At 55.5% G+C, this 23957-nt stretch carries 22 protein-coding genes; 15 read left to right on the forward strand and 7 right to left on the reverse strand.

Annotation, left to right across the window (positions count from 1 at the left end; all coding sequences use genetic code 11):
- The first annotated feature begins 41 nt into the window (after positions 1-41).
- The 3 genes from tal to AC6I8D_RS02865 all read left to right on the forward strand — a co-directional run bounded on the left by tal (position 42) and on the right by AC6I8D_RS02865 (position 3119).
- Entirely contained in the window at positions 42-995 is a 954-nt protein-coding gene (tal, locus tag AC6I8D_RS02855; protein WP_069728450.1) for a transaldolase, read from the forward strand.
- A 123-nt stretch (positions 996-1118) separates the two neighbouring features.
- Entirely contained in the window at positions 1119-1706 is a 588-nt protein-coding gene (gene mog, locus AC6I8D_RS02860; protein ID WP_312055342.1) for a molybdopterin adenylyltransferase, read from the forward strand.
- Positions 1707-1811: 105 nt separating this feature from the next.
- The gene (locus tag AC6I8D_RS02865) at positions 1812-3119 is read left to right on the forward strand and encodes an MFS transporter (protein ID WP_497819630.1); all 1308 of its coding nucleotides are present in this window, start codon (positions 1812-1814) and stop codon (positions 3117-3119) included.
- Between the two features lie 37 nt (positions 3120-3156).
- On the opposite strand, the gene satP is transcribed toward AC6I8D_RS02865, so the two are convergent.
- Entirely contained in the window at positions 3157-3726 is a 570-nt protein-coding gene (gene satP / locus AC6I8D_RS02870; protein WP_497819631.1) for an acetate uptake transporter, read from the reverse strand.
- 304 nt (positions 3727-4030) lie between these two features.
- Between satP and dnaK the strand changes: the two genes are divergently transcribed.
- The 4 genes from dnaK (at position 4031) to nhaR (ending at position 9465) form a co-directional block, all read left to right on the forward strand.
- Positions 4031-5941, forward strand: coding sequence for a molecular chaperone DnaK (gene dnaK, locus AC6I8D_RS02875; protein WP_031376016.1), 1911 nt, complete (start codon positions 4031-4033; stop codon positions 5939-5941).
- A 104-nt stretch (positions 5942-6045) separates the two neighbouring features.
- Positions 6046-7191 carry a molecular chaperone DnaJ gene (gene dnaJ / locus AC6I8D_RS02880; RefSeq protein WP_312055345.1) on the forward strand — a complete coding sequence of 382 codons (1146 nt, stop codon included), beginning with the start codon at positions 6046-6048 and terminating at the stop codon, positions 7189-7191.
- Between the two features lie 163 nt (positions 7192-7354).
- Positions 7355-8527, forward strand: a complete 1173-nt coding sequence (nhaA, locus tag AC6I8D_RS02885) for a Na+/H+ antiporter NhaA (protein ID WP_312055346.1) — start codon at positions 7355-7357, stop codon at positions 8525-8527.
- Between the two features lie 20 nt (positions 8528-8547).
- Positions 8548-9465: a transcriptional activator NhaR gene (gene nhaR, locus AC6I8D_RS02890; RefSeq protein WP_312055412.1), complete on the forward strand. Its 918-nt coding sequence runs from the start codon at positions 8548-8550 to the stop codon at positions 9463-9465.
- Positions 9466-9503: 38 nt separating this feature from the next.
- Here the strand turns inward: nhaR and rpsT are convergent, their stop codons facing one another.
- Complete coding sequence (rpsT, locus tag AC6I8D_RS02895) at positions 9504-9767, reverse strand: 30S ribosomal protein S20 (protein ID WP_006117633.1); 264 nt, start codon at positions 9765-9767, stop codon at positions 9504-9506.
- A 306-nt stretch (positions 9768-10073) separates the two neighbouring features.
- Between rpsT and ribF the strand changes: the two genes are divergently transcribed.
- Genes ribF through ispH form a run of 5 tightly spaced genes read left to right on the forward strand, consistent with a single transcriptional unit; the run spans position 10074 to position 15760 of the window.
- Positions 10074-11000 carry a bifunctional riboflavin kinase/FAD synthetase gene (gene ribF, locus AC6I8D_RS02900; protein ID WP_312759409.1) on the forward strand — a complete coding sequence of 309 codons (927 nt, stop codon included), beginning with the start codon at positions 10074-10076 and terminating at the stop codon, positions 10998-11000.
- 29 nt (positions 11001-11029) lie between these two features.
- The gene (gene ileS, locus AC6I8D_RS02905) at positions 11030-13846 is read left to right on the forward strand and encodes an isoleucine--tRNA ligase (protein WP_312055348.1); all 2817 of its coding nucleotides are present in this window, start codon (positions 11030-11032) and stop codon (positions 13844-13846) included.
- Positions 13846-14352: a signal peptidase II gene (gene lspA, locus AC6I8D_RS02910; protein ID WP_312055349.1), complete on the forward strand. Its 507-nt coding sequence runs from the start codon at positions 13846-13848 to the stop codon at positions 14350-14352. The genes ileS and lspA overlap by 1 nt, the downstream gene beginning before the upstream one ends.
- Positions 14353-14355: 3 nt before the next feature.
- Positions 14356-14826, forward strand: coding sequence for an FKBP-type peptidyl-prolyl cis-trans isomerase (gene fkpB / locus AC6I8D_RS02915; protein ID WP_312055350.1), 471 nt, complete (start codon positions 14356-14358; stop codon positions 14824-14826).
- Positions 14807-15760: a 4-hydroxy-3-methylbut-2-enyl diphosphate reductase gene (gene ispH / locus AC6I8D_RS02920; protein WP_497819632.1), complete on the forward strand. Its 954-nt coding sequence runs from the start codon at positions 14807-14809 to the stop codon at positions 15758-15760. Before fkpB ends, ispH begins: the two co-directional genes overlap by 20 nt.
- 118 nt (positions 15761-15878) lie before the next feature.
- On the opposite strand, the gene AC6I8D_RS02925 is transcribed toward ispH, so the two are convergent.
- From AC6I8D_RS02925 to AC6I8D_RS02945, 5 genes are read right to left on the reverse strand one after another with little or no spacing between them, the layout of a single operon-like run.
- Entirely contained in the window at positions 15879-16697 is an 819-nt protein-coding gene (locus AC6I8D_RS02925) for a PTS system mannose/fructose/sorbose family transporter subunit IID (RefSeq protein ID WP_159222725.1), read from the reverse strand.
- A complete protein-coding gene (locus tag AC6I8D_RS02930) occupies positions 16697-17491 on the reverse strand; it encodes a PTS mannose/fructose/sorbose/N-acetylgalactosamine transporter subunit IIC (RefSeq protein WP_159222724.1) in 795 nt (264 codons plus the stop codon). The genes AC6I8D_RS02925 and AC6I8D_RS02930 overlap by 1 nt, the downstream gene beginning before the upstream one ends.
- A gap of 10 nt (positions 17492-17501) precedes the next feature.
- Positions 17502-17996, reverse strand: coding sequence for a PTS sugar transporter subunit IIB (locus tag AC6I8D_RS02935; protein WP_316553809.1), 495 nt, complete (start codon positions 17994-17996; stop codon positions 17502-17504).
- Positions 17997-18005: 9 nt separating this feature from the next.
- Entirely contained in the window at positions 18006-18434 is a 429-nt protein-coding gene (locus tag AC6I8D_RS02940; protein WP_159222722.1) for a PTS sugar transporter subunit IIA, read from the reverse strand.
- Between the two features lie 3 nt (positions 18435-18437).
- On the reverse strand, positions 18438-20186 hold the full coding sequence (locus AC6I8D_RS02945; RefSeq protein ID WP_497819633.1) for a class I mannose-6-phosphate isomerase: 1749 nt from the start codon (positions 20184-20186) through the stop codon (positions 18438-18440).
- Between the two features lie 188 nt (positions 20187-20374).
- Here AC6I8D_RS02945 and AC6I8D_RS02950 point away from each other — a divergent pair, with 188 nt between their 5' ends.
- The 3 genes from AC6I8D_RS02950 to carA all read left to right on the forward strand — a co-directional run bounded on the left by AC6I8D_RS02950 (position 20375) and on the right by carA (position 23954).
- Positions 20375-21370 carry a LacI family DNA-binding transcriptional regulator gene (locus AC6I8D_RS02950; protein ID WP_497819634.1) on the forward strand — a complete coding sequence of 332 codons (996 nt, stop codon included), beginning with the start codon at positions 20375-20377 and terminating at the stop codon, positions 21368-21370.
- A 145-nt stretch (positions 21371-21515) separates the two neighbouring features.
- Positions 21516-22337: a 4-hydroxy-tetrahydrodipicolinate reductase gene (dapB, locus tag AC6I8D_RS02955; protein ID WP_497819635.1), complete on the forward strand. Its 822-nt coding sequence runs from the start codon at positions 21516-21518 to the stop codon at positions 22335-22337.
- Between the two features lie 468 nt (positions 22338-22805).
- Positions 22806-23954, forward strand: a complete 1149-nt coding sequence (carA, locus tag AC6I8D_RS02960) for a glutamine-hydrolyzing carbamoyl-phosphate synthase small subunit (protein ID WP_312055353.1) — start codon at positions 22806-22808, stop codon at positions 23952-23954.
- Positions 23955-23957: the final 3 nt, after the last annotated feature.

Genomic DNA, 23957 nt, shown 5'->3' on the forward strand with positions numbered 1-23957 from the left:
CAGCCTTTTTTCACCCTGACAGTTAACTAAGAGAAAAGAACATGACGGACAAACTTACTTCCCTGCGTCAGCTCACCACCGTGGTAGCCGACACCGGTGATATTGCAGCCATGAAGCTGTACCAGCCGCAAGACGCTACCACCAACCCTTCTCTGATTCTCAACGCCGCACAAATCCCTGAATACCGCAAACTGATCGATGAAGCGATCGGCTGGGCGCGTGAGCAGAGCAGCAACAAAGAAGAGCAGTTGCAGCTGGTTTCTGACAAGCTGGCGGTTAACATTGGTCTGGAAATTCTTAAGCTGATCCCGGGCCGCATCTCGACTGAAGTTGATGCCCGTCTCTCTTACGACACTGAAGGCAGCATCGCTAAAGCCCGCAGCCTGATCAAACTGTATAACGATGCCGGCATCAGCAACGACCGCATCCTGATCAAACTGGCTTCGACCTGGCAGGGTATCCGCGCGGCGGAACAGCTGGAAAAAGAAGGCATCAACTGTAACCTGACGCTGCTGTTCTCCTTCGCTCAGGCGCGTGCCTGTGCCGAAGCGGGCGTGTTCCTGATTTCACCGTTTGTTGGCCGTATCCTCGACTGGTACAAAGCCAACACCGATAAGAAAGAGTACGCGGCACACGAAGATCCAGGCGTGGTTTCCGTCTCTGAAATCTACAACTACTACAAGCAGCACGGCTATGAAACCGTGGTGATGGGCGCCAGCTTCCGTAACGTCGGCGAGATCATCGAGCTGGCTGGCTGTGACCGTCTGACCATTTCCCCTGCGCTGCTGAAAGAGCTGGCAGAGAGCGAAGGCACGCTGGAGCGTAAACTGAGCTACAGCGGCGAAGTGAAAGCGCGTCCGGCCAAAATGACCGAATCTGAGTTCCTGTGGCAGCACAACCAGGACCCAATGGCGGTGGCGAAACTGGCCGAAGGTATCCGCAATTTTGCCGTTGATCAGGGCAAACTTGAGAAAATGCTGGCAGAACTGCTGTAATGACTCACCGTGACGGCACCGTCCGTCACGGTTTCCCTTTTCCGTCACTTTCGCTTTGTATTATCCTTTCTGTTCTTCCCCTTTTTTTCTGCCGCACTGCGGTACATCACAGCGAACATTATCATGAACACACTACGCATAGGCCTGATCTCGGTGTCCGATCGCGCCGCCAACGGCATTTATCAGGATCAGGGTATTCCGGCGCTGGAAAGCTGGCTGAGCAGCGCCATCAGTACGCCGTTTGAGATTGAATCACGGCTGGTGCCGGATGAGCAGCCGATGATTGAGCAGGCCATCTGTGAACTGGTTGATGAACGTTTTTGCCATCTGGTGCTGACCACCGGCGGTACCGGGCCGGCACGACGTGACGTCACGCCGGACGCCACCTTAGCCGTCGCCGACCGTGAAATGCCCGGTTTTGGTGAGCAGATGCGCCAGATCAGCCTGCAGTTTGTGCCAACCGCGATTCTGTCGCGTCAGGTCGGGGTAATTCGTAAACAGTCACTAATCCTTAATCTGCCTGGCCAGCCAAAGTCGATCAAAGAGACGCTGGAAGGATTAAAGGATGAACAGGGCAAGGTGAAGGTGCACGGCATCTTCGCCTCCGTACCTTATTGTTTACAGTTACTGGAAGGGCCGTATGTTGAAACGCACGCCGACGTGGTAGCAGCTTTTCGGCCTAAAAGCGCGATACGTGAGATAAATAACTAAATATTCCGCATTTCAGGCATAAGCTACAGCCTGACTGGTGTGGCAAAAGATTGACGGTATAGTAAGCCCAGCTTTACAACCTTTTTCTTTTGCCTGTGGAATATTATGAATAAGACATCGGTTCAGCGCCTGACTGGCAAAGATTACAAAACGCTGGCGCTGGCCGCTCTGGGCGGCGCGCTGGAGTTCTACGACTTCATTATTTTTGTCTTCTTCGCCACGGTGATCGGCGAGCTGTTTTTCCCGGCCGATCTACCGGAATGGCTGCGTCAGCTGCAGACCTTTGCCATCTTTGCGGCAGGCTATCTGGCGCGTCCGCTGGGCGGCATTATCATGGCGCACTTTGGCGATAAGGTCGGGCGTAAAAAGATGTTCAGCCTGAGCATTTTGCTGATGGCGTTACCGACGCTGATGATGGGCGCATTACCGACTTATCAGACAATTGGTATCGCCGCGCCGTTGCTGATGCTGCTGATGCGCATGTTGCAGGGGGCCGCGATTGGCGGCGAAGTGCCGGGTGCCTGGGTGTTCGTCGCTGAGCATGTGCCCTATAAACGCATCGGCATCGCCTGCGGCACGCTGACGGCCGGACTGACGGTCGGTATTCTGCTGGGCTCGGTAGTGGCGACGCTGATCAATACCGCAATGTCACCGCAGGCGATTCATGATGGCGGCTGGCGTATCCCGTTCTTCCTCGGCGGCGTGTTTGGGCTGGCTGCAATGTACCTGCGTCGCTGGCTGCATGAAACGCCGGTGTTTGTTGAGATGCAACAGCGCAAAGCGCTGGCCGAAACCCTGCCGCTGAAAACCGTGCTGGCGAATCATAAAAAATCGATTGTGATCTCAATGCTGCTGACCTGGTTGCTCTCGGCCTGCATTGTGGTGGTAATCCTGATGTCGCCGGTCTGGCTGCAGAAGCAGCAGGGCATTGCGCCGGCGCTGACCCTGCAGGCCAACAGCATCGCCACTATTATGCTCTGCTTCGGCTGTATTATTGCCGGAATGGCGGCGGACCGCTTTGGTGCCAGCCGTACGCTGTGTGTGGGCAGTCTGCTGCTGGCGCTCTGCAGCTGGCAGTTTTATCACCTGACCGCACTCTATCCACAGCAGCTGTTCCTGCTGTATGGGCTGGCCGGGCTGAGTGTCGGGGTAGTCGGGGTGGTGCCGTTCGTGATGGTGCGGGCTTTTCCGCCCGAAGTGCGGTTTACCGGACTCTCTTTTTCCTACAATCTCTCCTATGCGATCTTTGGCGGGCTGACGCCGATTTGTGTTTCGTTACTGATGAACGTCTCAGCGATGGCACCTTGCTGGTATGTGATGGCGCTGGCGCTGGTAGGGCTGGTTACCGGGATCTGGCTGCGGCGTGATATCAGCCATGAGACTGGCCTGCATGAAACGGTGAAACACGCGTAGTGGTAACACGCGGAGCCGGGCTCCGCGTGTTAAGGGATCAGGCTGGTTTTGCGCCAATCGGCAGAATGGTACGGTCAAAGGTTTCGTTCAGCACTTCACCCATCGCCAGATAACAGGCACTGGCACCACAGATGATACCGACCCAGCCAGCGTACGGCACCAGTGCCGGCAGCTGCATCAGATGCGCTACCGCCAGCAGCGCAAACAGCACCGTAAGCGAGGCAAAGACAAACTGCAGCATCCGCGCACTCTTCAGCGTCCCGACGAACATGAAGAGCGTGAAGAAGCCCCACAAAGCCAGCCAGGCACCGAGGAAGCGTGAGTCGGTGGCTTTTGTCAGGCCCATGATCGGCAATAGCAGAATCGCCACAAAGCTTAGCCAGAACATGCCGTAAGAGATAAAAGCGGTCATGCCAAAGGTATTGTTCTTTTTGAACTCAAGCATTCCGGCCAGCACCTGGGCAATCCCACCAAAAAAAATGCCGGTGGCTAAAATTGCCACATCCATGGCGAATAAGCCCGAGTTGTGCAGGTTCAGCAGGATCGTTGTCATGCCAAACCCCATTAAGCCCAGTGGGGCAGGGTTAGCCAGTGTTGAATTTGCCATAGTTCCTCGGCGGTAAAATGATCGTTGATGATAAAAAAAGGTCTCACTCCCGCTGCGGGAGGTGAGCAGAGCGCCGCATCATATTCAGTGTCCAGCCTGCGGTCTTTGATCCCAGCCGGGCCAATGTTGAAAAATTTTTTTTGGTTTAACCCTTGATGCGCATCGAAGCGGCCCCATTTACTTGTCATCGAGCGTTGTGAACGTTGGAAAAAAAGCATGTGCTGGCAGGTTGAATGCAAACAACTCGCCCACATAAAAGGTTCACAACCCAAATTGGCAACGAATTTAAGTGGGAGATGTTTAGATGGGTAAGATTATTGGTATTGACCTGGGTACAACCAACTCTTGTGTTGCGATCATGGATGGCACTAAAGCACGCGTGCTGGAGAATGCCGAGGGCGATCGCACCACGCCTTCAATTATTGCTTACACGCAGGACGGCGAAACTCTGGTCGGTCAACCGGCTAAACGTCAGGCAGTGACCAACCCGCAGAACACCCTGTTCGCGATTAAGCGTCTGATCGGTCGTCGTTTCCAGGACGAAGAAGTGCAGCGTGACATTAAAATCATGCCGTACAAAATCACCAATGCAGACAACGGTGATGCCTGGCTGGAAGTGAAAGGTCAGAAAATGGCACCGCCGCAGATCTCTGCTGAAGTGCTGAAAAAAATGAAGAAAACCGCCGAAGATTACCTCGGTGAGCCAGTGACTGAAGCGGTGATTACCGTTCCGGCCTACTTTAACGATGCGCAGCGTCAGGCGACCAAAGATGCCGGCCGTATCGCAGGTCTGGAAGTTAAGCGTATCATCAACGAACCAACGGCAGCGGCGCTGGCGTATGGTCTGGATAAAGGCCAGGGCAACCGCACCATCGCAGTTTATGACCTGGGTGGCGGTACCTTCGATATCTCAATCATTGAGATCGACGAAGTTGACGGCGAAAAAACCTTCGAAGTACTGGCAACCAACGGTGATACTCACCTCGGTGGTGAAGACTTCGATAGCCGCCTGATCAACTACCTGGTGGCTGAATTTAAGAAAGATCAGGGTATCGATCTGCACAACGATCCGCTGGCGATGCAGCGTCTGAAAGAAGCGGCAGAAAAAGCGAAAATCGAGCTTTCTTCTGCTCAGCAGACCGACGTGAACCTGCCGTACATCACGGCGGATGCGACCGGTCCTAAGCACCTGAACATCAAAGTGACGCGTGCGAAGCTGGAATCACTGGTAGAAGATCTGGTTGCTCGTTCTATCGCGCCGCTGAAAGTTGCGCTGCAGGATGCGGGTCTGTCCGTTTCTGATATCAACGACGTTATCCTGGTCGGTGGTCAGACACGTATGCCACTGGTTCAGGCCAAAGTAACGGAGTTCTTTGGTAAAGAGCCACGTAAAGACGTCAACCCGGATGAAGCGGTTGCAGTAGGTGCAGCGGTTCAGGGTGGTGTTCTGGGCGGCGACGTGAAAGACGTGCTGCTGCTGGACGTTACCCCACTGTCACTGGGTATCGAAACCATGGGTGGCGTGATGACCTCGCTGATCAGCAAGAACACCACTATCCCGACCAAGCACAGCCAGGTGTTCTCAACTGCTGAAGATAACCAGTCAGCCGTGACCATTCACGTGCTGCAGGGTGAGCGTAAGCGCGCCAATGACAACAAGTCACTGGGCCAGTTCAACCTCGACGGTATCCAGGCTGCACCGCGCGGTATGCCGCAGATCGAAGTCACCTTCGACATCGATGCCGACGGTATCCTGCACGTGTCAGCGAAAGATAAGAACAGCGGTAAAGAGCAGAAAATCACCATTAAAGCCTCTTCTGGTCTGAACGATGAAGAGATCGAAAAAATGGTGCGCGACGCGGAAGCGAACGCCGAATCTGACCGTAAGTTCGAAGAGCTGGTACAGACGCGTAACCAGGGTGACCAGATTGCCCACAGCACGCGTAAGCAGCTGGATGAAGCGGGCGACAAACTGACCGCGGACGATAAAGCGCCTATCGAAGCTGCGCTGGCCGCACTGGAAACCGCGCTGAAAGGCGAAGATAAAGCGGAAATCGACGCCAAAATGCAGGCGCTGATGGAAGTGTCCGGCAAACTGATGGAAGCTGCACAGCAGTCTCAGGCGGGTGCGGCGGATGCCGGCGATGCGTCAGCGAAGAAAGATGACGACGTTGTCGACGCTGAGTTCGAAGAAGTGAAAGACAACAAGAAATAATTGCCCCTGACCGGGCGCGACGGTTGGCCTGACAGCCGTTGAAACCAGCACGGGCGTAGGAGTTCACTCCACGCCCGTGCGATCATGTTAAGGGCTAAATAAATATGGCGAAGAGTGATTACTACGAGATTTTAGGCGTCGCCAAATCCGCAGACGAGCGTGAAATCAAAAAGGCTTACAAACGCCTGGCAATGAAGTTTCACCCGGACCGTAACCCCGGTGATAAAGAGGCCGAAGCCAAATTCAAAGAGGTCAAGGAAGCCTACGAAATCCTGACCGACGCGCAGAAGCGGGCGGCTTACGATCAATATGGCCACGCAGCCTTTGAACAGGGCGGCATGGGCGGCGGTGGATTCGGTGGCGGCGGCTTTGGTGGCGGCGGCGCAGATTTCAGCGATATCTTTGGCGACGTTTTCGGTGACATCTTTGGTGGTGGCCGCCGTCAGCGCGCAGCCCGTGGCGCCGATTTACGCTACAACATGGAGCTGTCGCTGGAAGAAGCGGTACGCGGCGTGACCAAAGAGATCCGCATTCCAACGCTGGAAGAGTGTGACGTCTGCCACGGCAGCGGCGCGAAAGCGGGTACCCAGCCTCAGACCTGTTCGACCTGTCACGGTGCTGGCCAGGTGCAGATGCGCCAGGGCTTCTTTACCGTACAGCAAGCCTGTCCGACCTGTCATGGTCGCGGCTCGGTGATTAAAGATCCGTGCAATGCCTGTCATGGTCATGGCCGGGTAGAAAAGTCGAAAACGCTGTCAGTGAAAATCCCTGCCGGGGTCGACACCGGTGACCGCATTCGCCTGAGTGGCGAAGGTGAAGCGGGTGAGCAGGGCGCACCGGCCGGCGATCTCTACGTTCAGGTATCGGTGAAGAAACACCCGATCTTCGAACGCGAAGATAACAACCTTTACTGTGAGGTGCCGATCAACTTTGCGATGGCGGCACTGGGCGGTGAGATTGAAGTGCCAACGCTGGATGGTCGCGTGAAGCTGAAAGTGCCGTCTGAAACCCAGACCGGCAAACTGTTCCGCATGCGCGGACGCGGCGTGAAGTCGGTACGCGGCGGCGCGGTCGGCGATCTGCTGTGCCGGGTGGTGGTGGAAACCCCTGTCAGCCTCAATGAGAAACAGAAAGCGCTGTTGCGTGAACTGGAAGAGAGCTTTGGCGGACCGAGCGGTGAACACAACAGCCCGCGCTCCAAAAGCTTCTTCGACGGCGTGAAAAAATTCTTTGATGACTTAACCCGTTAAGCTTATCCCCCCTATGAAGCCAGCGCTGCGTCGCTGGCTTTTTTTTGCCTGTTGCCATAACTCGTCTTTTCCGAGTGATATCCGCTAAATAATCTGTTTTTTTCGAGCTATCATTGTCGGTATTCTTAGCGCTTTGATTGATCTCTGGATAAGGACTTTGCGTGTGAATATCAGACTAAAAAAAATCCTGAATAGTGACGCTACCGGAGGCGTGGTGCTGATCCTGGCCGCCGCGCTGGCGATGATCCTCGCCAATAATGGCGCAACGCAGCAGGGTTATCGCGATCTGCTGGCAATTCCGGTGCAGTTCCGCTTTGGCGAACTCGATATCAGCAAAAACCTGCTGCTGTGGATTAATGACGCGCTGATGGCGCTGTTTTTCCTGATGGTCGGACTGGAGGTTAAACGCGAACTGGTGATGGGTGCGCTGGCGAAACGTGACCAGGCGGTCTTCCCCTTAATTGCCGCGCTGGGCGGCATGGTGGCCCCGGCAATACTGTTCCTGCTGTTTAACGGCGCTGATGTTGAGACGCGCAGCGGGTGGGCGATCCCGACCGCCACCGATATCGCATTTGCGCTGGGTATTCTGGCGCTGTTAGGCAGCCGGGTCCCACCGGCCTTAAAGATCTTCCTGATGGCGCTGGCGATCATTGACGATCTCGGGGCGATTGTGATTATCGCGCTGTTCTATACCCACGATCTGTCGGTCGCGTCACTGGGTGTCGCGGCCGCCGCGATTGGGGTGCTGGCGCTGATGAACCTGCTCAACGTGCGTAATACCGGCCTCTATCTGCTGGTGGGCATGGTGCTGTGGACCGCGGTGCTTAAGTCGGGCGTACACGCCACGCTGGCCGGTGTGGTGGTGGGCTTCCTGATCCCGCTGGCGAAGAAAGAGGGACATTCACCGGCAATCCACCTGGAGCATGCGCTGCATCCGTGGGTGCGCTGGCTGATCCTGCCGCTGTTTGCCTTCGCTAATGCCGGCGTCTCGCTGGACGGCGTCTCCTTCGACAGCCTGTTCTCGCTGCTGCCGCTCGGCATCATTGCTGGTCTGCTGATTGGTAAGCCGCTGGGTATCACGCTGTTCTGCTGGCTGGCGGTAAAAATGGGCCTCGCCCGGCTGCCTGAAAATACCCACATCAAGGATATCGCAGCGGTCGGGGTGTTGTGTGGCATCGGCTTTACCATGTCGATCTTCATCGGCTCGCTGGCTTATGGCGACACCAACGCCGAACTGATCACCCTGGCGAAGCTGGGTATTCTGATCGGATCGATTCTCTCGGCGCTGCTGGGCTACCTGATTCTGTGGCGGCGTCTGGCACAGCGTGCTGGCTGAGCAGAGGGTAGCGAGGAATGATGTCGCACATTAACTACAATCATCTCTACTACTTCTGGCACGTCTGCCGGACCGGATCGATTGTTGGTGCCGCTGAGGCGCTCTCTCTGACGCCGCAAACCATCACCGGACAGATCAAGGCGCTCGAGGAGCGCCTGCAGGGCAAGCTGTTCCGCCGGCAGGGACGCGGGCTGGTGCCGACCGAGCTGGGGCAGCTGGTGTTCCGCTATGCGGACCGGATGTTCATGCTCGGCCAGGAGATGCTGGATATCGTCAACTATCGCAAAGAGTCGCATCTGCTGTTTGATGTTGGCGTGGCGGACGCGCTGTCTAAGCAACTGGTGAGCAAGGTGCTGGAGACGGCGGTGGTGGCCGAAGAGAAGATCCATCTGCGCTGCTTTGAGTCGACCCATGAAATGCTGCTGGAGCAGCTCAGCCAGCACAAGCTGGATATGATTATCTCTGACTGTTCGATCGATTCGACCCAGCAGGAGGGGCTGTTTTCGCTCAAGCTTGGCGAGTGTCCGGTCAGTTTCTGGTCAACGCTGCCGCTGCCCGAGCCGCTTTTTCCCGCCTGTCTGGAGACGCGCCGGCTGTTGATTCCAGGACGCCGTTCGATGCTGGGACGTAAAATTCTTAACTGGATTAACAGTCAGGGATTGCAGGTCGAGATTCTGGGCGAGTTTGATGATGCGGCGTTAATGAAAGCCTTCGGGGCCGGGCAGAACGCCATTTTTGTTGCTCCGGTGCTGGACCGGCAGGATGTCTGGCAGCGTGAGGTGATCGCAGAGGTCGGGCGGCTGGAGACGGTATTAGAGGAGTATCACATCATCTTTGCTGAGCGAATGATTCAGCATCCGGCGGTACAGCGCATCTGTCATGCCGACTTTAGCGCGCTGTTTCCTCGCCCAATTACAGACGAAAAAAAACCGGCGTAGAAGCCGGTTCTTTCAACAAAGCGATGAACAAGCGGCGATTAAGCCAGTTTGTTGATCTGTGCAGTCAGGTTTGCTTTATAACGTGCAGCTTTGTTTTTGTGGATCAGACCTTTAGCAGCCTGACGGTCCACGATTGGTTGCATTTCATTGAATGCGTTCTGCGCAGCAGCTTTGTCGCCTGAAGCGATCGCCGCGTATACTTTCTTAACGAAGGTACGCATCATAGAGCGGCGGCTAGCGTTATGCTTACGGCGTTTCTCAGATGTTACGGCGCGTTTCTTAGCTGATTTGATATTAGCCAAGGTCCAACTCCCAAATGTGTTCTATAGAGACAAATCAAAGGCCGAGGACTATGCCCTTCCAACCTGATTTTGTCAATGGATTTGTGCAAATAAGCGTCGCTCTATGAGCAGCACTCGGTTACGTATTTGATGGCGCAAGATTCTACCAGCTTCGCCTCGCTGAATACAGTATTTCGCGACAAAATTCTTATCCACGGCCTCCACGCCAGTAAATGCGCACCGTTAAGCATGAAAGGCGTGCTGACGGGTTAACCTTAACCGGTTTCAAGGGTATAATCCGCCGATTTCCACCGGTTTGAGTCAGCCATGAAGTTTATCCGCGGTATTCATAATCTTAACGAGCAGCATCGCGGCTGCGTTCTGACCATTGGTAATTTCGATGGCGTGCACCGCGGTCATCAGGCGCTGATGTCCCGCCTGTGTGAAGAGGGACGGAAGCGTAATTTACCGGTGGTGGTGATGGTTTTTGAACCGCAACCGCTGGAACTGTTTGCTGGCGACAAAGCCCCGGCGCGTCTGACGCGTCTGCGTGAAAAACTGCGCTATCTGGCTGAGGCCGGTGTTGATAAAGTGCTGTGCGTTCGCTTTGATCGCCGTTTTGCGGCGCTGTCGGCGCAGAGTTTTATCAGCGAATTATTAGTCGAAAAACTCGACGTGAAGTATCTCGCGGTGGGTGATGACTTCCGCTTCGGCGCTGGTCGCCAGGGCGATTTCCTGTTATTACAGAAAGCCGGTGTGGAGTATGGCTTTGATGTCGTCAGCACCGAAACCTTTTGTGACGGCGGCAAACGTATCAGCAGCACCGCCGTGCGTCAGGCGCTGGCCGCGGATGACTTAGCGCTGGCGCAATCACTGTTAGGCCACCCTTTTAGTATTTCAGGTCGTGTGGTGCACGGTGATGCACTGGGACGCACGCTGGGTTTTCCGACCGCTAACCTTCCTCTGCGCCGCAGCGTTTCGCCGGTGAAAGGCGTTTATGCGGTTGAGGTTCATGGCCTGACGCCTGAGCCGATCCCCGGCGTGGCCAACATTGGCACCCGTCCGACGGTAAAAGGTTTACGCCAGCAGCTTGAAGTTCACCTGCTTGACATCAATATGAATCTATATGGCCGGCACATTGACGTGGTGCTGAAGCAGAAATTACGAAACGAGCAGCGCTTTGCCTCACTGGAGGCGTTGAAAGAACAAATTGCGAAAGATGTGGTAACGGCCCGGCAGTTCTTCGGGCGTTAACCTGAGCGAAAAACGGAATCGAGAATCTGATGAGTGACTATAAATCTACCCTGAATTTGCCGGAAACGGGATTCCCGATGCGTGGCGATCTGGCCAAACGCGAACCGGGAATGTTGCAACGCTGGAATGCTGACAACCTGTACGGCATCATCCGCGAAGCCAAAAAAGGGAAAAAAACCTTTATCCTGCATGATGGCCCTCCGTATGCGAACGGCAGCATTCATATTGGTCACTCTGTAAACAAGATTCTGAAAGACATTATCGTCAAGTCGAAAGGCATGGCGGGCTATGACTCGCCGTACGTGCCGGGCTGGGACTGCCACGGTCTGCCTATCGAACACAAAGTTGAGCAGATGATCGGCAAGCCAGGCGAGAAGGTCAGCGCCGCCGAGTTCCGCGCAGCGTGCCGTAAATATGCCGCCGAGCAGGTTGAAGGCCAGAAAGCGGACTTTATCCGGCTGGGCGTGCTGGGCGACTGGGATCGTCCTTACCTGACGATGGACTTTGCGACCGAAGCCAACATCATTCGCGCGCTGGGTAAAATCATCGACAACGGCCACCTGCACAAAGGCGCCAAGCCGGTGCACTGGTGCCTTGATTGCCGTTCTGCGCTGGCAGAAGCGGAAGTAGAATACTACGACAAGACTTCCCCTTCGATTGACGTGATGTTCAACGCCATTGATGCCGACGCGGTGCGTCAGGCCTTTGGCGCTGCGCAGGTTGAAGGCCCGATTTCACTGGTGATCTGGACCACTACGCCGTGGACGCTGCCGGCTAACCGCGCTATCTCGCTGAACGCGGAATTTGACTATCAGTTGCTGCAGATCGACGGTCGCGCGCTGATTCTGGCGAAAGATCTGGTCGAGAGCGTGATGAAGCGCGCGGGCGTCAGCGAATGGCGCGTGCTGGGCGAATGCAAAGGCGCGGCGCTGGAGCTGCAGAAGTTCCAGCATCCGTTCCTGGCGATTCAGTCGCTGGTAGTGCTGGGCGATCACGTGACGCTGGAAGCCGGTACCGGTGCGGTACACACCGCGCCTGGCCACGGCCCGGATGACTATGTCATCGGCCAGAAATATGGCATCGAAACCGCCAATCCGGTCGGTCCGGATGGCAGCTATCTGCCAGGCACCTATCCGACGCTGGATGGGGTCAACGTATTTAAAGCCAACGACATGATCGTTGAGCTGCTGAAAGAGAAAGGCGCGCTGCTGCACGTGGAGAAACTGCTGCACAGCTATCCGCACTGCTGGCGTCACAAAACACCGATCATCTTCCGTGCCACGCCGCAATGGTTCATCAGCATGGATCAGAAAGGCCTGCGTGCGCAGTCGCTGCAGGAGATCAAAGGCGTGCAGTGGATCCCGGACTGGGGCCAGGCGCGTATTGAATCGATGGTGGCTAACCGTCCTGACTGGTGCATCTCGCGTCAGCGTACCTGGGGCGTGCCGATGGCGCTGTTCGTCCATAAAGAGACCGAGCAGCTGCATCCGGATACCCTGTCACTGATGGAGAAAGTGGCGCAGCGCGTTGAGCAGGATGGCATTCAGGCGTGGTGGGATCTCGATCCGCGCGACCTGATGGGCGACGATGCCGATCACTACGTTAAGGTGCCTGACACGCTGGACGTCTGGTTTGACTCCGGTTCAACCAGCTATTCGGTGGTCGATGCGCGTCCTGAATTTGGCGGTCACACCCCGGATATGTATCTGGAAGGCTCGGATCAGCATCGCGGCTGGTTTATGTCTTCACTGATGATCTCGACGGCGATGAAAGGCAAAGCGCCTTATCGTCAGGTACTGACGCACGGTTTCACCGTGGATGGTCAGGGCCGTAAGATGTCGAAATCGATCGGCAACACCGTGTCGCCGCAGGATGTGATGAACAAACTGGGCGCTGACATTCTGCGTCTGTGGGTCGCCTCTACCGATTACTCTGGCGAAATGGCGGTTTCGGATGAGATCCTGAAACGCTCTGCCGATGCCTATCGTCGTATCCGCAACACCGCACGTTTCCTGCTGGCTAACCTCAGCGGTTTCAATCCGGCCACCGACCTGGTGCAGCCGGAAGAGATGGTGATAGTGGATCGCTGGGCAGTCGGTCGTGCACAGGCGGCACAGGCCGATATCACCGCCTCCTACGAAAACTACGATTTCCATGAAGTGATTCAGCGACTGATGCAGTTTTGTTCGGTGGAGATGGGCAGTTTCTATCTCGACATCATCAAAGACCGTCAGTACACCGCCAAAGGCGATAGCCTGGCACGTCGCAGCTGTCAGACCGCGCTGTGGCACATCGTTGAAGCGCTGGTGCGCTGGATGGCACCGATCATGTCGTTTACTGCGGATGAGATCTGGGGCTACCTGCCGGGCGAACGCGCGCAGTACGTCTTCACCGAAGAGTGGTACCAGGGCCTGTTTGGCCTGGCGGACAATGAAGCGCTGAACGACGCCTACTGGGCTGAGCTGCTGCAAGTGCGCGGCGAAGTGAACAAGGTGATTGAGCAGGCGCGTGCCGACAAACGCATCGGTGGTGCACTGGAAGCAACGGTGACGCTGTATGCCGAGCCGGAGCTGGCAGCCAAACTGCAGGCGCTGGGCAATGAGCTACGCTTTGTGCTGCTGACCTCAGGCGCACAGGTGGCGGATTACGCCCTGGCGAACGACGAAGCGCAGCAGAGCGAATTGCTGAAAGGTCTGAAAATCGCCCTGCATAAAGCGGAAGGAGAGAAATGTCAGCGCTGCTGGCATTACACTACCGACGTCGGTCAGAACCCGGAGCATGCTGAGGTCTGCGGTCGTTGTTACACCAACGTAGCCGGTGACGGTGAAGAGCGTAAATTTGCCTGATGCGTAAACCTATTTTCTCAACCGGATTGCGCTGGCTGTGGCTGGTGCTGGTGGTAATTGTTGTCGACTTCGCCAGTAAGCAGTGGGTGATGAACAACATGATGCTGCACGAAACGCGGCCGCTGATACCGTTCCTGAACCTGTTCTACGCCCATAACTACGGTGCGGCGTTCAGTTTCCTGGCGGACAAAGGTGGCTGGCAGCGCTGGTTCTTTGCCGGCATCGCGCTGGCAATTGTGGTTTCGCTAGTGGTGATGATGTATCGCAACCGCGCCAGTCAGAAGATCGCCAACATCGCTTATGCGTTGATCATCGGCGGGGCGATAGGCAACCTGTTCGATCGCTCATATCACGGCTTTGTGGTCGACTTTATCGATTTCTACGTCGGTAACTGGCACTTCGCTACATTTAATATCGCTGACTGCGGCATCTGTATTGGTGCGGCGTTGGTGGTGCTGGAGGGCTTTCTCAGCCCTGCCAGCAAACAGGCAAAACAGAAAGGGTAAGTGATGAGTGAGTCTGTACAGCGCGACAGCGCGGTGTTGGTGCATTTTACGCTGAAGCTGGAAGATGGCTCGACGGCGGAATCGACCCGTGCCAACGGTAAGCCGGCGCTGTTTCGTCTGGGTGATGGCAGCCTGTCGGCCGCGCTGGAACAGGCGTTGCTTGGGCTGACAGCCGGTGAAACTAAACAGTTTACCCTGGCGCCGGAAGAGGCGTTCGGTAGCGTCAGTCCTGATCTGATCCAGTACTTCTCCCGGCGTGATTTTATCGATGCGGGCGAGCCGGAAGTGGGTGCCATTATGCTGTTTACCGGCATGGGCGGCAGCGAAATGCCAGGCGTGATCCGTGAAGTCTCGGGCGATTCCATCACCGTCGATTTCAACCATCCGCTGGCGGGTCATCGCGTGCAGTTTGATATTGAGGTGCTGGACATTGATCCGGCGCTGGAGGCGAACGATGCAAATCCTGTTGGCTAATCCGCGCGGTTTCTGCGCTGGCGTTGATCGGGCAATCAGTATTGTCGAGCGCGCACTGGAAATGTACGGTGCGCCGATCTACGTGCGTCATGAAGTGGTGCACAATCGCTACGTGGTTAACAGTCTGCGTGAGCGTGGTGCGATCTTTATTGAAGAGATCAGCGAAGTGCCGGATGACGCGATTCTGATTTTCTCTGCGCATGGCGTTTCTCAGGCGGTGCGCGCAGAAGCCAAAGCGCGCAATCTCACCATGCTGTTTGACGCAACCTGTCCACTGGTGACCAAAGTGCATATGGAAGTGGCCCGCGCCAGCCGTAAGGGTGTGGAAGCGATTCTGATTGGTCACGCTGGTCATCCGGAAGTAGAAGGCACCATGGGGCAGTACAACAACCCCAACGGTGGAATGTACCTGGTCGAGTCGCCGGAAGATGTGTTTAAGCTGACGGTTAAAGACGAGAGCAATCTCAGCTTCATGACCCAGACCACGCTGTCGGTGGATGATACCTCTGACATCATTGACGCGCTGCGTCAGCGCTTTCCGGCGATTATCGGGCCGCGCAAAGATGATATCTGCTACGCCACCACCAACCGCCAGGAAGCCGTACGTACTCTGGCGCGTGACGCAGAGGTGGTGCTGGTGGTCGGCTCGAAGAACTCGTCCAACTCTAACCGTCTGGCGGAACTGGCACAGCGTGCCGGTAAGCTGGCGAAGCTAATTGACTCGGCAGATGATATTCAGGAAGAGTGGGTCAAAGGCGTTGAGTGCATCGGCGTCACTGCGGGTGCCTCTGCGCCGGATATTCTGGTGCAGCAGGTGATCCAGCGTTTGCGTGAGCTGGGCGGCGAAGCGGCGATTGAGCTGATTGGCCGGGAAGAAAATATCGTCTTCGAAGTGCCGAAAGAGCTGCGGGTCGATGTGCGTGAAGTGCAGTAACGCAGGCTAACCGGACGCGAATAATGCCAGCGGGCTTCCACCTGCTGGCATTTTTTTTGCGCAAAGCCGCGCTCTGATGATTCCCGATCCCGGCATAATCTGCGCTGTCGGCGACTGACTAGCCAGTAAATAATCCGATTGCCACACCAGTCGCTGCCACCACCAGCAGTAAAAGCATCGCTTTTACCGGTGACAACCCACGTTTTGCCATTAAATACCAGGTTCCGATAACCACTATAAGCGGCAACAGCTGAGGGAAAATACCATCCAGCATAGGCTGCAGCTGAATATTCACTCCATCCCGGGTAACAAATTCCATCCCGGTTCCCAGCCTGACGTAGCTGGCCGCCACGCCGCCCATAACAAACACGCCTAACAGCGACAGCGCTTCCCGCAGGCGGGTTGATTTGCTGCTCACCAGCATCTCTACCGAGGTGGAGCCCATATGGTATCCCTTGAGAAACAGGAACCACGTACCGGGAAGAATGATCCCCAGCCAGGCAACGGCGTAAAAGAGCGGGCCGAGAATACTGCCGCCGGCAGCCAGTGCCATACCGATACTGAGCAGAATCGGTATCAGCATTCCGGGGATCATTGAATCGCCAATGCCGGCAACGGGTCCCATCAGGCCGACCTTAAGCGTGTTAATGGTTTCGCCATCAATCGGTTCGCCGTTGGCGCGCTTTTCCTCCAGCCCCAGCACCATCCCGTTGACGATAGCCCCGATTTGCGGCTCGGTATTGTAAAAGGAAGCATGACGTTTCAGCATCTCTTTGCGCTGCTGGAGATCAGGATAAAGCTTTCTGGCGACCGGCAGCATACTCAGGCAGAAGCCAAATGAGGCCAGACGTTCAAAACTCATGGAGGAGAGGTTATACATCATCCAGCTGCGCCAGCAGCGGCGCAGATCCTGGCGGGAAAGTTTACGTGGTTCCATCAGAATTCGTCCTCATCATCGACCGGTACGGTTGCACCTGCTGGCTGCGGCTCCGGCTTATAGTTGTAGTGAATCAGCGCCAGCAGCGCGCCCACAATGACCAGCGCAACCATATTCAGCTTCAGGAATACGATGCAGATAAAACCGACCAGAAAGTAGATCAACATGCTGTAACGTTTGATGATCTGCTTCAGCAGGATGGCGATCCCGACCGCAGGCAGAATGCCGCCCAGCACGTTCATGGTCGACAACACCATCTTTGGCAGGCTGTCCATCACCACGTTGATATACTGCGCGCCAAAATAGACGGCGATAAAGGTGGGCACAAAGCGCATCAGGAACAGGCTAGCCTGCGGCCAGATCGCGCTGTTAAGGTAAATGCCGCGCTCGTTGCCGTTTTCCAGTGCCACATCGGCCCGGTGATTCCACCAGGAATTGAGCACCAGCATGAGGTTAAACAGCACCGTGCCAGCAATGCCGATGGTCGCTGCCAGCGCAACGGCCACTTCCGGTCCTTTGCCAGACAGGATCCCCAGTGCGATAGCCGGATAGGCGACAAAGTTAAGATCGGCTGGCATCGAACCGCCGGGGGTGACCATCGCAATATAGACCGCCTGAACGGCCACGCCGATCAGGATACCGGATTGCATATCGCCCAGAATAAGTCCGACCAGCATGCCTGACACCAGCGGGCGGGAAAGCAGATACCAGCCGCCGGTCACGCCCAGCAGCCATGGGCTGCTCAGTGCGCCGAGATAACAGAGAATCCCGATTAACGTCGCTTCAAAAGCCATCACGTTTTCCTTATTTTATTTTTTGCCGCGCATCCTGCCAGCGACAGGCGCTGGCATCCGGCACCAGACGAAACTCAATCTGATGACCGCGCCGGGCCAGATAGTCAAAAGCAGCAACTTCCTCTGGACTGACAGCCTGATTTGGCCCGATGGTAATGGTATTGGCGCGAGTGCTCATCGGGCCGACATTAATTTTCTGACTGGCATTTTGCAGATCGATTCCCGCTTCCTCGATGCGCTGCAGCGTCACCGGCGACTTCCCAATCACAAAATAGCGTTTTTCACTGGCGATTATTTTCGGAAGCTTTTCAATCGCAGTTGCCGTGTCAAACAGCCAGACTTTGATATCCTGTATCGCGCCTTTCATCACTGCAGAGAGCAGTGGATCGGCAGCGACGGCATCGTCGATGGCGATAATGCCGTCGCACGGCAGCTCTTTAGCCCAGCGGGTCACCAGCTGACCATGAATCACCCGATCGTCAATCCGTACAAAAGAAATACTCATTGTTTCTCCTTAAAAATCATCTGATTGCTGATTTTCACTTTGTCGGGCTATCACCAGCGATGCGCCAGCCTGTTCCAGTAGCGTGGCGGCAGCCTGGTTGACATCGTTCAGTGAGGTGATCTCATCGCTTAACAGCAGCATGGGAAAGTTAACCCCGCCCAGCACGGCCATCGGTGGCGTGGTTTCAGGATTGAAGGCATGGTGACAGGCGATATTCCATGGCGTTCCGCTCTGCAAATCGCACAGCACCAGTACACCGTCTGCCTGGTGGCTGGCGTGGCGTAGCACCTCACCAAATGCTTCACGGAAGCCAGTAATTCCGCTGGCTTCGGTCAGCATCACCGGAAAGACGTGCGGCAGATCGCCATACACCATGCTGGCGCTGGCCAGCATGCTCTCCGCCATCGGACCGTGCGTTGTCAGGATGACATGAATCATAGGTTAACCCCTTACCCAGGCTTTCATGGTGGCCAGCTGTTCGCCTGCGCTGCTGCCATGAGGTGAAATGCGATATGTCCCCACCGCAGCCGGAACAATGAAGGTTTCCGCATAGTGCACCACAAAGGGCGCGAAGGCGTTATGCGGGCTGTCAATCAGCGCTTCGCTACCCTCAACCAGATTGAGGACATTGACGTTACCCTGCGTGTGGTGAATAACCGGTTTGCTGAACCAGTGCCGACGGGTTTCTATAAATTCGCGGCTGTGCAATCCGGTACGCTCTTCTGACCAGCCATCACCTTCCGCAACGGGCGTAAACTGGTTGATCAGATGCTCGCTGACCCATTGCGTATCCCATTGCCAGTCAATCACCTGTGCCCCGTGATCCAGATGCACCGGTCGTGGCAGGCCGTCTGACCCCAGTCGGTCCCAGTCCCATAATTTGAAGGTAAAAATGTACGGTGTGGCGCTGATTTCGAGCACCATGGTGCCCGCACCGGCGCAGTGCACGGTGCCAGCCGGGATCAGGAAATGATCGTGTTTGCGGACCGGAAATCGGTTTATAAATTTGCCGTCATCAAAGCTTTTTTCACCGCGCTGTGCGGCAGCCAGATCGTCCAGCATCGCCTGCGGATCGACACCGCTCCGGGTACCGAGGCAGACTTCGGCGCCCGGCCGGGCATCCAGCAGATAGTAGCTTTCGTCCTGGGTATAGTGCATGCCGAAGTGCTGCTGAATATATTCCGTCAGCGGATGTACCTGAACGCTAAGATTCTGGCCGTCCACCGTATCCAGCAAGTCGAAGCGGATGGGAAATTCGGTACCAAAGCGGGCGTGAACCTTTTCGCCCAGCAACGCACGCGGATAGAGCAGCACCAGATCCTGAGACGGGATCTCGACCCGCACCTCATCAAACCGCAACAGCATGCTGTTCTCTTCAGGTACGCAGTCAAAACACCAGGCGTAGTTTGGCTGTGAGCGATCAAGATCGAAGCGGTGCTTCATCCATTGTCCCCCCCAGACGCCAGGATCGAAGAAGGGAACCACACGAAACGGTCGCTGAGTGGTTTGCTGCAGGCCCGCGCGCAGCGCCTCACCGGTAATCAGGGCGGGATCGTCCTGCCGGTTAGTCTCCAGCAGGTAATCGGCCCGTTTTAGCAGCGGCGTTTTATGGCGATCGAACACCCGCCATTCGATAAAGAAAGCCCGCTTGTAGCGGCGCAGGAGATCTTCATCTTGATTATTCGCGCCCCAGTTACCCAACTCACCGCTGCGAAAACGCTGCTGAATTTCCCAGCGAGCCAGATCGCAATAAATCAGTACATCACCGGGGTGGATCAGTGCTGCGCCTGGGCCGTAGATGACGATTGTGCCTTCACCGATCGCCTGCACGTTTTGCTGCAGCTGCGTCAGCTTATCGGCGCAAAAAAAATCCCCCAGCTGATGGCAGGAGAGGACGCCGAATACGCGATCGCTTGTCAGGTTGGCCGCCAGTAAATCGTGCAGATGCGCCTCACTGTGGCGCGCAGTTTCAACATTGATCAGCAGCGCTGGCTGAAGATGGGTGATCAACTGCTGTTCAATCTCGGCCAGCCGAACGCCGGGATAGCAGTCAATAACAATCACGGTTTTACGCTGCGCCGGCAGGCGGGCCGCAACGGTTTTCCGGACCGCAGACCAGCTACGCCATGCCTGGTGATCAAAACCTTCGACCCGCACTTCCGGGAACTTATCATAATGTGTCTGTTTCATTGAGACTCCCTGTTATCGGCAGTTGAGATTAATCGATTAACCGGGAGGTTAACTGCGATTAACCTGGCACTCTGGCGATAAAAACGCGGCTTACGGCGGAGGAGTGGAGAAATGTTTTGCAGAAATAATGCCATCAAAAGGTTATTCGATTAACCTTGGGCACACTCTCTCTATTGAGGAAAAAGAAGATGGCTTCTGTCACGCTGGCGCAAGTCGCAGAACGGGCCGGTGTCTCCACTGCCACCGTATCAATGGTGCTGCGCAACCGGGGACGTATCTCAGATGCCACCCGCCGGCGCGTATTAAAGGTGCTGAATGAGCTGGGCTATGTTTATAACCAGACCGCCGCGAATTTGCGTAACCGCACCAGTAATCAGGTCGGCCTGCTGCTGCATGACATTACTAACCCTTTTTACGCTGAAATGACGGCAGGATTGGGCCAGGAAATGGAGCGTCATGATTTGCTGCTGTTTTTGGCCAATAGCGAAGAGTCGGGCGAGCGGCAGCAAAAATTTGTTGATTCGCTGATGCGTAATAACGCCTGTGGCATGGTGCTGTGTGCCGCCAAAGAGACGCCGCCACTCTTTTTTGAGACGCTGAAACGGCGCAATATCCCGACGATCATGGTGGTCCGCCCGCTGAATGATGGGGCATTCGATTTTGTGGGCACCGACAATTTCCAGGGCACGCAGCTGGCAACGCAGCACTTACTGCGGCTGGGGCATCGTCATATTGCCTTTATCGGCGGCAGTGAAAATTCGATCAGCCGCGCGCAGCGAATCGGCGGCTACAGCAGCACTTTGCTTGAGCACCGTATACAGCCCAACAGTCACTGGGTCGTGACGTCACTGGCCAGTCAGAGCGATGGTGCCCGCGTTTCTGAGGCGTTATTTAAGCGCTACCCGGAAATCACCGCTGCGGTTTGTTATCAGGATATTGTCGCCTTAGGCGTGATGCAGACACTGCGTAAAATGGGTCGCCTGCCGGGCAAGGATTTTTCGCTGGTGGGCTTCGACGATATTCCGGAAGCTTCGCTGGTGCAGCCTGCGCTGACCACCGTTTCGGTGGCGGCGAAAGAGATTGGACGGCAGGCGGGAAAGTTACTGTTTAGCCGGATTCAGGGAAACGACGAACCACCTAAGCGCATTATTCTACCGCCAGTGCTGCGGATCCGTGAAACCTGAGGCGCAGGCTGCACAACTGTTTTTCTGATAACCCTGCTGGCGTTACTCAAATTTCTAATTATCGGCGATTTTCGCTGGCGACGTTATTCGGGGCTGGTTAACCTGATAACGTTTACGTCATTTATTAACCTTAAAGAGTCATACTATGCATGATGCACAAATCCGCGTGGCTATCGTGGGAGCGGGGGGCCGCATGGGGCGGCAACTGATTCAGGCTGTGGTGGATTCGGATGCGGTTTGCTTAGGGGCGGCGCTGGTGCGCCCGGGATCTTCGCTGACTGGCACCGACGCGGGTGAGCTGGCCGGAGCGGGCCGGTTGGGCGTTCAGGTGGTGGATAATCTGGCTGCCGTGGTGAATGATTTCGATGTGCTGATCGACTTTACCCGTCCTGAAGGCACGCTGGATTATCTGGCTGTCTGCCGTGAGCACGGTAAAGCGTTGGTGATTGGCACCACCGGGTTTGATGAAGCTGGTAAAGCGGCGATCCGTGCGGCCGCAGAAGAGATTGCGATCGTGTTTGCCGCTAACTTCAGCGTTGGCGTTAACCTGGTGCTGAAGTTGCTGGAGAAGGCCGCCAAAGTGATGGGCGACTACGCGGATATCGAAATTATTGAAGCTCACCATCGCCACAAAGTGGATGCGCCTTCTGGCACCGCGCTGGCGATGGGGGAAGCGATTGCCGATGCCATGCAGTGGAAACTGGATGAGCATGCGGTTTACAGCCGTGAAGGTTACACCGGCGAACGCCAGCCGCAGACCATCGGCTTTGCCACGGTGCGGGCAGGGGATATCGTCGGCGAGCATACGGCAATGTTTGCAGATATCGGCGAGCGGGTAGAGATAACCCACAAGGCTTCAAGCCGGATGACCTTTGCAAATGGCGCGGTTAAGGCGGCATTTTGGTTGAAAGATAAGAAATCTGGCCTGTTTGATATGCGTGATGTGCTGGATTTATCGATGTTGTGAGTGTTGTGAACCATCGTGATGTGGTTATTTCAATCGGTAATCACTTGATTGAAAAGGGGCAATGTTTTCATTGCCCTTAATTTTATCAAAAATAAGCCTCTGTGATAAAATACCTTCCGTAATCGTTATTTGTTGTTATTTTCTGTGATCTTTTCCTGCCGCTTTCGCTATTTTTGACCATTTGGTCAAAAATAACCGTCTTCTGCTGGCTGTTTCGCTTTTTTGCCGTCTGGCAAACGATTATTCCGCCGAGTTTTCCTCTCTTTTTGCCGCTTATGCGCGGTTTCACGTTCAGAAGGCAGATAATAGCGAAAAAATTCCGACTCAGGGTAGACAAGTACCAGGTCGATCATTAGAATGCGCGCAATTTGCCAAAAATCGACAATTCAGGCGGTTTTTGCATTGATTCAGGCCACTATTTTGAATTAATATGCAGATATTGTGACTGTTTATTCCCTGGAGGATGTTTTGATTAAGTCAGCGCTCTTGGTTCTGGAAGACGGAACCCAATTCCACGGTCGGGCCATCGGGGCAACAGGGTCGGCAGTGGGGGAAGTCGTTTTCAATACCTCAATGACCGGTTATCAAGAAATCCTCACTGATCCCTCCTATTCCCGCCAAATCGTCACTCTCACTTATCCTCATATCGGCAATGTCGGTGCCAATGCCGCCGACGAAGAATCCAGTCAGATTCACGCTCAGGGCCTGGTTATTCGCGACCTGCCGCTGATTGCCAGCAATTTCCGCAGTGAAGAGGGCTTATCCGCCTACCTGCAGCGCAATAACATTGTGGCGATTGCCGATATTGATACCCGTAAGCTGACTCGCTTACTGCGCGAGAAAGGGGCGCAAAACGGCTGCATCATCGCCGGTGACAACCCGGATGCGGCGCTGGCGCTGCAAAAAGCCCAGGCGTTCCCTGGCCTGAAAGGCATGGATCTGGCGAAAGAAGTCAGCACGGCCGAAACTTACAGCTGGCAACAGGGCAGCTGGCAGCTGGAAGGAGGACTGCCAGAACAGTCATCAGCCGATGCGCTGCCTTACCACGTGGTCGCCTACGACTACGGCGCCAAACGCAACATTCTGCGGATGCTGGTGGATCGCGGCTGTCGCCTGACGGTGGTGCCGGCCCAGACGCCTGCGGAAGAAGTGCTGAAGCTGAATCCGGATGGCATTTTCCTCTCCAACGGTCCCGGTGACCCGGAGCCGTGTGACTATGCGATCACCGCCATTCAGGCCTTCCTGAACACCGATATCCCGCTGTTTGGTATCTGCCTCGGCCACCAGTTGCTGGCGCTGGCCAGCGGTGCCAGGACCGTCAAGATGAAGCTGGGCCACCACGGCGGTAACCATCCGGTGAAAGATCTCGATAACAACCGCGTGATGATTACTGCGCAGAACCACGGATTCGCAGTTGATGAAACCGATCTGCCCGCTACCCTGCGTGTGACCCACATTTCGCTGTTTGACAAGACCGTGCAGGGCATTCACCGCACTGACAAGCCGGCTTTCAGCTTCCAGGGCCACCCTGAAGCCAGTCCTGGACCGGGCGATGCCGCGCCGTTGTTTGACCACTTTATTGAATTGATTGACGCATTCCGTTCGAAAGCGAAGTAATCA

Source organism: Pantoea sp. X-Soil-MYKO-1785, assembly GCF_059730675.1.

Coding starts and splice junctions, on each gene's coding strand:
- tal (WP_069728450.1), top strand. CDS start 42: ATGACGGACAAACTTACTTCCCTGCGTCAGCTCACCACCGTGGTAGCC.
- mog (WP_312055342.1), top strand. CDS start 1,119: ATGAACACACTACGCATAGGCCTGATCTCGGTGTCCGATCGCGCCGCC.
- AC6I8D_RS02865 (WP_497819630.1), top strand. CDS start 1,812: ATGAATAAGACATCGGTTCAGCGCCTGACTGGCAAAGATTACAAAACG.
- satP (WP_497819631.1), bottom strand. CDS start 3,726: ATGGCAAATTCAACACTGGCTAACCCTGCCCCACTGGGCTTAATGGGG.
- dnaK (WP_031376016.1), top strand. CDS start 4,031: ATGGGTAAGATTATTGGTATTGACCTGGGTACAACCAACTCTTGTGTT.
- dnaJ (WP_312055345.1), top strand. CDS start 6,046: ATGGCGAAGAGTGATTACTACGAGATTTTAGGCGTCGCCAAATCCGCA.
- nhaR (WP_312055412.1), top strand. CDS start 8,548: ATGTCGCACATTAACTACAATCATCTCTACTACTTCTGGCACGTCTGC.
- ribF (WP_312759409.1), top strand. CDS start 10,074: ATGAAGTTTATCCGCGGTATTCATAATCTTAACGAGCAGCATCGCGGC.
- ileS (WP_312055348.1), top strand. CDS start 11,030: ATGAGTGACTATAAATCTACCCTGAATTTGCCGGAAACGGGATTCCCG.
- lspA (WP_312055349.1), top strand. CDS start 13,846: ATGCGTAAACCTATTTTCTCAACCGGATTGCGCTGGCTGTGGCTGGTG.
- fkpB (WP_312055350.1), top strand. CDS start 14,356: ATGAGTGAGTCTGTACAGCGCGACAGCGCGGTGTTGGTGCATTTTACG.
- ispH (WP_497819632.1), top strand. CDS start 14,807: ATGCAAATCCTGTTGGCTAATCCGCGCGGTTTCTGCGCTGGCGTTGAT.
- AC6I8D_RS02925 (WP_159222725.1), bottom strand. CDS start 16,697: ATGGAACCACGTAAACTTTCCCGCCAGGATCTGCGCCGCTGCTGGCGC.
- AC6I8D_RS02930 (WP_159222724.1), bottom strand. CDS start 17,491: ATGGCTTTTGAAGCGACGTTAATCGGGATTCTCTGTTATCTCGGCGCA.
- AC6I8D_RS02935 (WP_316553809.1), bottom strand. CDS start 17,996: ATGAGTATTTCTTTTGTACGGATTGACGATCGGGTGATTCATGGTCAG.
- AC6I8D_RS02940 (WP_159222722.1), bottom strand. CDS start 18,434: ATGATTCATGTCATCCTGACAACGCACGGTCCGATGGCGGAGAGCATG.
- AC6I8D_RS02945 (WP_497819633.1), bottom strand. CDS start 20,186: ATGAAACAGACACATTATGATAAGTTCCCGGAAGTGCGGGTCGAAGGT.
- AC6I8D_RS02950 (WP_497819634.1), top strand. CDS start 20,375: ATGGCTTCTGTCACGCTGGCGCAAGTCGCAGAACGGGCCGGTGTCTCC.
- dapB (WP_497819635.1), top strand. CDS start 21,516: ATGCATGATGCACAAATCCGCGTGGCTATCGTGGGAGCGGGGGGCCGC.